Genomic DNA, 8,913 nt, shown 5'->3' with positions numbered 1-8,913 from the left:
ATGATGTACCTTGATCACTTGCTTCATTGTTATACCTTAGTGATTAACCTAGAACCTAGAACCTAGAACCTAGGCTCTAGATCCTAGTTTTAAAATTAAAGAATAAAGCGGCTTAGGTCTTCATCTTCAACTAACGCACCTAAGTGCTGCTCTACATAAGCGGCGTCAATCACGATGCTGCTGCCTGCCTGCTCGGATGCATCATATGAAATTTCTTCCATTAGTTTTTCCATCACAGTGTGTAGACGACGAGCACCGATGTTTTCGGTTTTCTCATTTACTTGCCATGCAGCTTTGGCAATGCGCTCAATGGCATCGTCGCTAAACTCAACATTTACTTGCTCTGTTTTAAGTAGTGCATGTTGTTGCTCAGTTAATGAGGCATGTGGCTCGGTTAAAATACGTTTAAAGTCGTCAGCGGTCAGTGCTTCAAGCTCTACACGAATAGGTAGACGACCTTGTAGCTCTGGGATCATATCTGATGGCTTTGCCATTTGAAATGCACCTGAGGCAATAAACAACATGTGGTCGGTTTTCACCATACCGTGTTTAGTGCTCACTGTTGAGCCTTCAATAAGAGGCAGTAAATCGCGCTGTACGCCTTCACGGCTTACGTCTGGACCTGATGACTCACCACGCTTACAGATTTTGTCGATCTCGTCGATAAATACAATACCGTTTTGCTCTACGGCGAAGATTGCTTGCTCTTTTAGTTCTTCAGGGTTTACTAATTTAGCGGCTTCTTCTTCAACTAACAGCTTAAAGGCTTCTTTGATTTTAACTTTACGTTTGCTGCGCTTGTCACCTGACATATTTTGGAACATGCTTTGTAGCTGGTTGGTCATTTCTTCCATACCCGGTGGCGCCATGATCTCAACGTTTGGTTGTGCTTGAGCTAAATCAATATCGATTTCTTTGTCATCTAATTGGCCTTCACGTAGTTTTTTACGGAATACTTGGCGTGTAGATGAACCTTCATCACGCTGGCTTTCACCTGATGAATCTTTAGCTGGTGGCAGTAGGGCGTCTAAAATACGCTCTTCTGCGGCTTCTTCTGCGCGATGTTTAAACTTTTTAGTTTGCTGTTCGCGGGTCATTTTGATTGAAACATCAACCAAATCACGAATGATGGTTTCAACTTCTTTACCAACATAGCCGACTTCAGTGAATTTAGTGGCTTCAACTTTGATAAATGGCGCGTTGGCAAGTTTAGCTAAACGACGGGCAATTTCAGTTTTACCTACACCTGTTGGGCCGATCATCAAAATGTTTTTCGGCGTTACTTCTGTGCGCAGGTCTTCATTAAGTTGCATGCGGCGCCAGCGATTACGAAGTGCAATGGCCACTGCTTTTTTTGCTTTAGCTTGACCAATGATATGTTGGTCAAGTTCATGAACGATTTCTCTGGGAGTCATATCAGACATAGCAGTTCCTATTACAATTCTTCGATGGTTTGGAAGTTATTTGTGAATACACAAATATTGCCTGCAATGGTGAGGCTTTTTTCGACGATGTCGCGCGCGCTAAGATCGGTGTTTTCAAGTAAGGCTGTTGCCGCAGATTGGGCAAAGTTACCGCCACTACCGATCGCAATTAGGTCGTTTTCAGGTTGCACAACATCGCCGTTACCGGTGATGATCAAAGACGCGGTGGAGTCGGCAACAGCAAGTAGTGCTTCTAACTTTCGCAAGGCGCGATCGCTGCGCCAATCTTTGGCCATCTCAACCGCTGCTTTGGTTAAGTTACCTTGGTGCATTTCAAGTTTGCTTTCAAAACGTTCGAATAGGGTGAAGGCATCAGCAGTGCCGCCAGCAAAACCGGCGATCACTTTGCCATTATATAGGCGTCGAACTTTACGGGCATTGCCCTTCATTACGGTGTTACCAAGTGAAACTTGGCCATCGCCACCAATGACGACTTTATCGCCGCGACGTACACTTACAATAGTGGTCATGTTATTCCTCATCATCGAGCCGCAGGGGCGACCCGTTAAAAACGATTGATGATGAGTTAATATGGGTTAATGGACTAAAATCAAGTCCAATTCCAAATTCCACAACCAGTTATTTTACTGCGCTTGAGTTTATTTTTATCGCTTTCGGCTAAACGTTTGGTTTTGTAAGGGCCTAAGCGTACTTTGTACCAAACACCATTGGTGCCCGTTGTTTCTCTAATTTCGGCAATTAATCCGGCAAATGCAATTTTTGCTTTGAGAGTTTCAGCTTGGCCATGAGTTCTGAACGAGCCACATTGCATTACATAGGGGCCTTTTTGTTCAATTTCTCTTACTTCAACCTGAATTTCATGTTCTTTGATTTCTTTAATAAATTCTGGAGGACGCGGTTTTGCTAGTTGCTCTTTTACTTTTGCAGGCATTGGATTTGCTTGCTGTTCAACCAGTTTAGGATCGGCATTGGTCTTTACATACCATAAACCAAAACTAAAACCCGCAACTAGCAAGATAGCTACAATCACCAATAACACCGGAAATGGCTTTTTTGGTGGTGGTTGTTTTTTGCGGTTATTTGGCTTTTTATTTATAAAATCGTGTTGTGCCATGGTTATGTGGACTTCTAACCTTAAATCATATCTATTGGATCTACATCTAAGCTCCATCGCACCTTTTGCGCTAATTTACTGGTACTTAAATAGTCGACCATTTGCGCGAGATATTGGTGTAATAGAGGGCGTTCGAGCGCTTGAATATGTAATTGAAAACGATATTTCCCTGCAATTCGCTCGAGTGGTGCAGGGATCGGACCCAGCAATTGTATACCAGTTAGGCTCTGAACTGGAACTAAATCTGTTAAAAAATCGACCACTTGCTTGATGTTGTGACCTTCAGCGCGAACAATCGCCATATTGGTAATGGGGGGCAGTTGCGCGTCATCACGCTCTTGTAGTGCAAAGCGGGCAAAATCTTGATAACCATTATTGACTAAATCTTGCAGTAATGGGTGCTCAGGGAAGTGGGTTTGTAATAATACCTGACCCGGCTCACCACTGCGCCCAGCGCGTCCAGCCACTTGTGTTACCAACTGCGCTAAATGTTCGGTTGCGCGAAAATCACAGGAATACAAGCCGCCATCTACGTCGAGTATTAGTACGAGGCTGACATCAGGAAAGTGATGACCTTTGGCCAGCATTTGTGTGCCAACTAAAATTCGTGCGCCACCTTGATTGATATCGTCTAAGGCTTTTTCTAAGCTGCCTTTACGGCGCGTTGAATCGCGGTCAATGCGGCTAATGGGGGTATCTGGAAACTCAGTTGTTAAGAATTCCTCTATTTGCTCGGTGCCTTTACCATTAGGGAATATTTGTGTGCTGCCGCAATCAGGGCATTGATGTGGCACGCGTTCTTGCTCGCCACAGTGGTGGCAAATCATTTGACCAATGGCTTTATGGAAAGTCGCACTGGTGCTGCATCGTTTGCATTCACTGAGCCAGCCGCATTCATGGCATATCAAGGTTGGTGCAAAGCCGCGTCGATTTAAAAATACCATCACTTGTTTACCACGCTTTAAGTGCTGGCGAATAGTGGCTAAGCTGCCTTGTGCGATGCCAGCTTGGTCGGGTTGACCTTTCATATCCAATAATTGAAACTGATTATCGGTGCTGGTTTGCGCGCGTTGCGTGAGACTTAATAATTGGTATTTATTGTTAAGTGCCTTATGCAAAGTCTCAAGGGCAGGAGTGGCTGAGCCTAAAATAAGCGGAATCTTATGTTGAAACGCGCGGTAAGCGGCTAAATCTCGGGCGTGGTAACGTAACGTGTCTTGTTGTTTAAAGGAGCTGTCATGCTCTTCATCTACGATGATCATGCCGAGTTTTAAAAATGGTAAGAAGATACTTGAACGGGTGCCGATCACTATGGCGCAGCTAGCTTTTTCACAAAAGCGCCATGTTTGCAGGCGTTCATTATCGGTCAGCGCAGAATGCCACAGCATAATGGGGGTGTCTGGAAAACGTCGACGAAAGCGGTTGACGGTTTGTGGAGTAAGGCCTATTTCAGGCACTAGCACTAACGCTTGCTCGCCACGTTTTAAAACGTCTTCAAGGCATTGTAAATAGACTTCAGTTTTACCGCTGCCAGTCACCCCTTCAAGCAAAAAGCTATTAAACCCTTGTGCTTGATTTATTGTGCTGCAGGCAACCGCTTGTTCTTTATTTAAAGTGGGTTTGTTGCCCACTGTAGGTATTTGTTGCTGCCATTGATTGTCGTGCTCGATGGTTTGGCTGATCAGTTCTTTAGCCAGTAAGCTGTCGATGGTTTTTTTACTAAACCCCAATGCTTTTAATTCTGTTAAAGATGATTTACCTGACTCGGCCAATTGCTTGAGTAAGTTTAATTGGCTTTTTGCTTTTAAAGACGGAAGCTTAGCGCCTTTGTCGGTCAGTGCCACCATATTGATACTGCTTTTATCAGGGCATAACCCTTGGCGTAGTGCACCGGGCAGGGCAATATGAATGGTTTCGCCTAATGGATAGCAGTAATAACGTGCGGTAAAACGCAATAATTCGATATGTTGCGGCGATAGAATCGGTTCATCGTCAATGACTTCAAATAGGTCTTTGAGTTTGTCGGCGGGCACGTCGCTGTGTGTTTTTAAAGCCAATACCACGGCAACTTTACGTTGATTGCCAAACGGTACCATGACACGAGCGCCCACTTGAGGCGGTGTTGATAAACCGCTAAGTTGCGCTGGGATGCGATAATCAAAGGTGCGCTGCAACGGAACTTTTATAGCAACTTCAACAAAACTCATAACAACCCAAACAATAACTAGCAAGGAAGTTAATGTACTAAAATTACAGCTAAAAACCTAGCGGCGAATCTCGGCTTTAAAGTTTTTGTTTAATTTATTAGCAAAAACACTATTTAAAGCTTGTAGCAAGCGGGGTTGTTGCATAGAATACGCGTCCTAAATAATTTGTTTTAACGACGTATGGTGCCAGACTTCGGGTTTGGAGAGCGATGCGGCCTTAACTAGAGGTTTCTATGAAAGAAGGTATTCACCCTAAGTACGAAGTAATTTCAGCATCATGTTCATGTGGAAATAAATTCGAAACTAGTTCTACACTGTGTAAAGATATTCACTTAGACGTATGTTCTGCGTGTCACCCGTTTTACACTGGTAAGCAAAAAGTTTTAGACACTGGTGGCCGTGTTGATCGCTTCAACAAGCGTTTCGGTTCACTTAGCAGCAAGTAATTCTTGTTGTTTTGTCGGAAAAAAGCACCTTAGGGTGCTTTTTTTTATGCCTGTAATTAAAAAAACGGCGTCCATCTTGCCCTTAATTCCCGCCCATTTAGAGTTATTTACTGCATTCATTATGTTGTGACTATTTCCCACTTTTATAGCCAGTATAGCGAGCAAATAACAGACAAATAGTGATTTATTCTCTATATTGATTATCGTGTTAAAACGCTAGATTAAATGCTTTAGTCGATAAAGTTGGTCTTTATGCTGCTAAATGCTGTTAACGTCTTGCTTATGCAAATATCTATTTTCATTGCTAGGTTTTGCTTTAAATACTCACATAACAAGCATTTTTAGTTGGGTTTTTTGATGCTTTATGAGGTTTTTATCGCTTTAAATTGAAGCTTTTTTGCAAAACTTGACGATAAAACGCATAAAATTAACGGATATAGCATATAACAGGATAGACCTGATATTGCTTGAATTTAATTATAATATAGGTATCGTTCCCTATAAGAACTGCTTACTCTCACTTTCAACTTAACTTACTTGCAGGATAAAATCGCGTTATGTCAGATTTTCGTGAACAAGCTTTACATTACCATTCGCATCCCGTTCCAGGAAAAATCAGTGTCGAGCTAACCAAGCCGGCTGAAACAGTCCAAGATCTCGCTTTAGCATATAGCCCTGGTGTTGCAGAACCTGTACGTGAAATCGCTGCTGATCCTGCTAATGCCTATAAATACACAGGTAAAGGCAATATGGTCGCGGTTATTACTAACGGTACCGCAATCTTAGGTTTAGGTAACTTAGGGCCATTGGCATCTAAACCTGTTATGGAAGGTAAAGCCTTATTATTTAAACGCTTTGCAGGCCTTGATTCGATTGATATTGAAGTAAAACACAATACCACTGAAGACTTTATCAATACGGTGGCAAACATCGCAGATACGTTTGGTGGCATTAACTTAGAAGATATCAAAGCGCCAGAATGCTTTGAAATCGAAAAGGCATTGATCGAACGTTGTAGCATTCCGGTGTTCCACGACGATCAACACGGTACTGCGATTGTTACAGCCGCAGGCATGATCAATGCACTCGAAGTGCAAGGTAAAGATATTGAAGATGCCATTATCGTATGCTTAGGTGCAGGCGCGGCTGCGGTTGCATGTATGGAATTGCTGATTAAGTGTGGCGCATTGCGTGAACATATTTATATGCTAGACCGTAAAGGTGTGATCCATACTCGTCGTGATGACTTAAACGAATATAAACAGTTATTTGCTAACAATACTGATAAACGTACTTTGCAAGATGTAATTGCTGATGCCGATGTTTTTGTTGGTGTATCTGGGCCAAACCTATTGGCAGCGGAAGATCTGAAACTGATGGCTGATAGACCAGTGGTATTTGCTTGTTCAAACCCAGATCCAGAAATATCACCTGAGCTTGCTCACGGTGCGCGTAATGATTTAATTATGGCGACGGGTCGTTCTGATTATCCAAACCAAGTAAATAACGTATTGTGTTTCCCGTTTATTTTCCGTGGTGCGCTTGATGTACGCGCCAGCAAAATTAATGATGAAATGAAAATTGCGGCGGTTGATGCTATTCGTAGTATTGCTAAAGAGCCAGTACCTGCTGAAGTGTTAAGAGCAGCGGGTGTTGATAAGCTTGAATTTGGCCCTGAGTATATTATTCCAAAACCGATGGATCCGCGTTTATTACCGCGTATCGCTAAAGCTGTCGCGCAGGCGGCAATTGACTCTGGCGTCGCACGTATTGATATGCCTGAAAACTACATGGCGTAACTTATTTGCTGGTTAATAAAAAAACCTCAGTAACGTATGTCGCTGAGGTTTTTTTGTAGCCAATCCCTGAAGTATATTTTTGTTTAATCTTCGTTGAGTACAGGTACTTCTAAGCCCATCTCAAGCATGATTTTCTTCACTTCTTCAGGTACTTTCTCTGGATTATCTTTACGTAAGTCTTCATCGTTTGGCAATGGTTGGCCAGTAAATGCGTGTAAAAATGCTTCACAAAGTAGTTCGCTATTTGTTGCATGGCGAAGATTGTTAATTTGACGGCGAGTACGCTCATCAGTTAAAACTTTTAATACATTTAACGGGATCGAAACGGTGATCTTTTTAACTTGTTCTGATTTTTTCCCGTGTTCTGCGTATGGGTGAATATATTCACCATTCCATTTAGCCATAGGATGTGTCGTTGCCTCAGGTTGTTAATTGTTTGCGCGACCTTTTGCTGCGCAAAGATGCCGAAATTCTATCGTTTTAAATAAGATAGTCAAATACTAGTTATTTAGCCATCTAGCAACTTAAATGTTTTTACTGCCATGCCTGCACCTAAAACAGCATAAATGCTTTGACTTCTTAAATCCGATCCTCTAACCTTTTAGACGTCTAAACATCCATTTAATTGTAGGTGACGTTATGAGTCAAAAGAACAAAGCAACTATTGCAGTGCGTAATGGCATTGATGCAGATAAACATCACGGCGCCGTTGTGCCTCCTATTCATTTATCGACCACCTACTCATTTGCCGATTTTGATACCAAGCGCCAATATGATTATGGCCGCAGCGGTAACCCAAACCGTGACATTTTAGCTGAAACCTTAGCAAAGCTTGAGGGCGGCGCAAAGGGTATAATTACTGCAACCGGCATGGCGGCAGTGCATTTAGCCACGCAATTACTTAATAGTGATGATACTTTAGTGATCCCACATGATTGCTACGGTGGCAGCTATCGTTTATTTACCTCGCTTGAAAAGCGCGGGTTATTAAAATTAGTGGTTTTAGATTTAACTAAAGCTGAAAACCATCAAAAAATTCTTGAGATCAAACCAAAGCTTATTTGGATTGAAACACCCAGTAACCCAATTTTACGCTTAACCGATATTAAAGCGATCACCACAATTGCCAAGCAGTGCGGTGCATTAGTTGGAGCTGATAACACCTTTTTGTCACCAGCGCTACAGAATCCTATTGAGTTTGGTGTAGATATCGTGGTGCATTCAACCACTAAATATATTAATGGTCATTCTGATGTTGTCGGTGGTGCTGTGATTGCAGCAACTCAGGAGCTTGGTGATGAACTTGCTTGGTGGGCTAATAACATTGGTATTACCGGTGCGCCGTTTGATAGTTACTTAACTTTACGTGGTTTGCGCACTTTAAATGTTCGTCTGCGCCAACATCAAGAAAATGCCTTTATCATTGCCCAGTATTTAGAAAACTCACCTTTCGTGAGCCAAGTATATTACCCTGGTCTTGAGTCTCATCCACAACATGAGTTGGCAAAACAACAACAACGTGGCTTCGGTGGTATGGTAAGCTTTGATATTAAAGGTGATGTTAATGATGCAGCGGCATTTTTAACCAGCCTTGAAGAATTCAGCTTAGCGGAATCACTCGGTGGCGTAGAGAGTTTAATTTGTCACCCTGCCACCATGACTCATGCCGGGATGGAAGCAACCGCGCGCTTAGCTGCCGGCGTAGGTGATACGTTGATCCGTATTTCGGTCGGTATCGAAGACGCTAAAGATTTAGTGGCTGATTTAGATCGGGTTTTTAATAAAGTGAAACCAGGTCAAGGTCAACATACAGCAACTACAGCAACATCGGTTTCGCAACAACAAGATCAAGAGCAATCAAGCTCATTTAAGCTGACTCCAGCACATACGGCTTTGTGGTAA

8 protein-coding genes are annotated in these 8,913 nt (G+C 42.6%); 3 read left to right on the top strand and 5 right to left on the bottom strand.

The window, feature by feature from the left end; translation table 11 throughout:
- Positions 1-95: 95 nt before the first annotated feature.
- The 4 genes from hslU to priA form a co-directional block, all read right to left on the bottom strand.
- The gene (hslU, locus tag V7783_RS15895; protein ID WP_335679549.1) at positions 96-1,424 is read right to left on the bottom strand and encodes an HslU--HslV peptidase ATPase subunit; all 1,329 of its coding nucleotides are present in this window, start codon (positions 1,422-1,424) and stop codon (positions 96-98) included.
- Between the two features lie 11 nt (positions 1,425-1,435).
- Entirely contained in the window at positions 1,436-1,954 is a 519-nt protein-coding gene (gene hslV, locus V7783_RS15890; protein WP_016709545.1) for an ATP-dependent protease subunit HslV, read from the bottom strand.
- Positions 1,955-2,034: 80 nt separating this feature from the next.
- Positions 2,035-2,559 (bottom strand): SPOR domain-containing protein, encoded by a 525-nt coding sequence (locus tag V7783_RS15885; protein WP_335679548.1) that lies wholly within the window; start codon positions 2,557-2,559, stop codon positions 2,035-2,037.
- 20 nt (positions 2,560-2,579) lie between these two features.
- The gene (priA, locus tag V7783_RS15880) at positions 2,580-4,766 is read right to left on the bottom strand and encodes a primosomal protein N' (RefSeq protein ID WP_335679547.1); all 2,187 of its coding nucleotides are present in this window, start codon (positions 4,764-4,766) and stop codon (positions 2,580-2,582) included.
- Between the two features lie 233 nt (positions 4,767-4,999).
- Here priA and rpmE point away from each other — a divergent pair, with 233 nt between their 5' ends.
- Both rpmE and V7783_RS15870 read left to right on the top strand, forming a co-directional pair.
- Positions 5,000-5,212, top strand: coding sequence for a 50S ribosomal protein L31 (gene rpmE / locus V7783_RS15875; RefSeq protein ID WP_084448215.1), 213 nt, complete (start codon positions 5,000-5,002; stop codon positions 5,210-5,212).
- A 557-nt stretch (positions 5,213-5,769) separates the two neighbouring features.
- Positions 5,770-7,011, top strand: a complete 1,242-nt coding sequence (locus V7783_RS15870) for a malic enzyme-like NAD(P)-binding protein (protein WP_335679546.1) — start codon at positions 5,770-5,772, stop codon at positions 7,009-7,011.
- Between the two features lie 83 nt (positions 7,012-7,094).
- Here the strand turns inward: V7783_RS15870 and metJ are convergent, their stop codons facing one another.
- Positions 7,095-7,415, bottom strand: coding sequence for a met regulon transcriptional regulator MetJ (gene metJ / locus V7783_RS15865; RefSeq protein WP_016709540.1), 321 nt, complete (start codon positions 7,413-7,415; stop codon positions 7,095-7,097).
- A 235-nt stretch (positions 7,416-7,650) separates the two neighbouring features.
- Between metJ and metB the strand changes: the two genes are divergently transcribed.
- Positions 7,651-8,913 carry a cystathionine gamma-synthase gene (gene metB / locus V7783_RS15860; RefSeq protein ID WP_335679545.1) on the top strand — a complete coding sequence of 421 codons (1,263 nt, stop codon included), beginning with the start codon at positions 7,651-7,653 and terminating at the stop codon, positions 8,911-8,913.

This window comes from Pseudoalteromonas sp. (genome assembly GCF_036960685.1).
Classification (GTDB): Bacteria; Pseudomonadota; Gammaproteobacteria; order Enterobacterales; family Alteromonadaceae; genus Pseudoalteromonas.
Note: the sequence above shows the minus strand (reverse complement) of the source record. Positions and strands in the feature narration are given on the sequence as shown.

Bases quoted from the DNA above. Each gene is read 5' to 3' on its own strand.
- hslU (WP_335679549.1), bottom strand. From the start codon at position 1,424: ATGTCTGATATGACTCCCAGAGAAATCGTTCATGAACTTGACCAACAT.
- hslV (WP_016709545.1), bottom strand. From the start codon at position 1,954: ATGACCACTATTGTAAGTGTACGTCGCGGCGATAAAGTCGTCATTGGT.
- V7783_RS15885 (WP_335679548.1), bottom strand. From the start codon at position 2,559: ATGGCACAACACGATTTTATAAATAAAAAGCCAAATAACCGCAAAAAA.
- priA (WP_335679547.1), bottom strand. From the start codon at position 4,766: ATGAGTTTTGTTGAAGTTGCTATAAAAGTTCCGTTGCAGCGCACCTTT.
- rpmE (WP_084448215.1), top strand. From the start codon at position 5,000: ATGAAAGAAGGTATTCACCCTAAGTACGAAGTAATTTCAGCATCATGT.
- V7783_RS15870 (WP_335679546.1), top strand. From the start codon at position 5,770: ATGTCAGATTTTCGTGAACAAGCTTTACATTACCATTCGCATCCCGTT.
- metJ (WP_016709540.1), bottom strand. From the start codon at position 7,415: ATGGCTAAATGGAATGGTGAATATATTCACCCATACGCAGAACACGGG.
- metB (WP_335679545.1), top strand. From the start codon at position 7,651: ATGAGTCAAAAGAACAAAGCAACTATTGCAGTGCGTAATGGCATTGAT.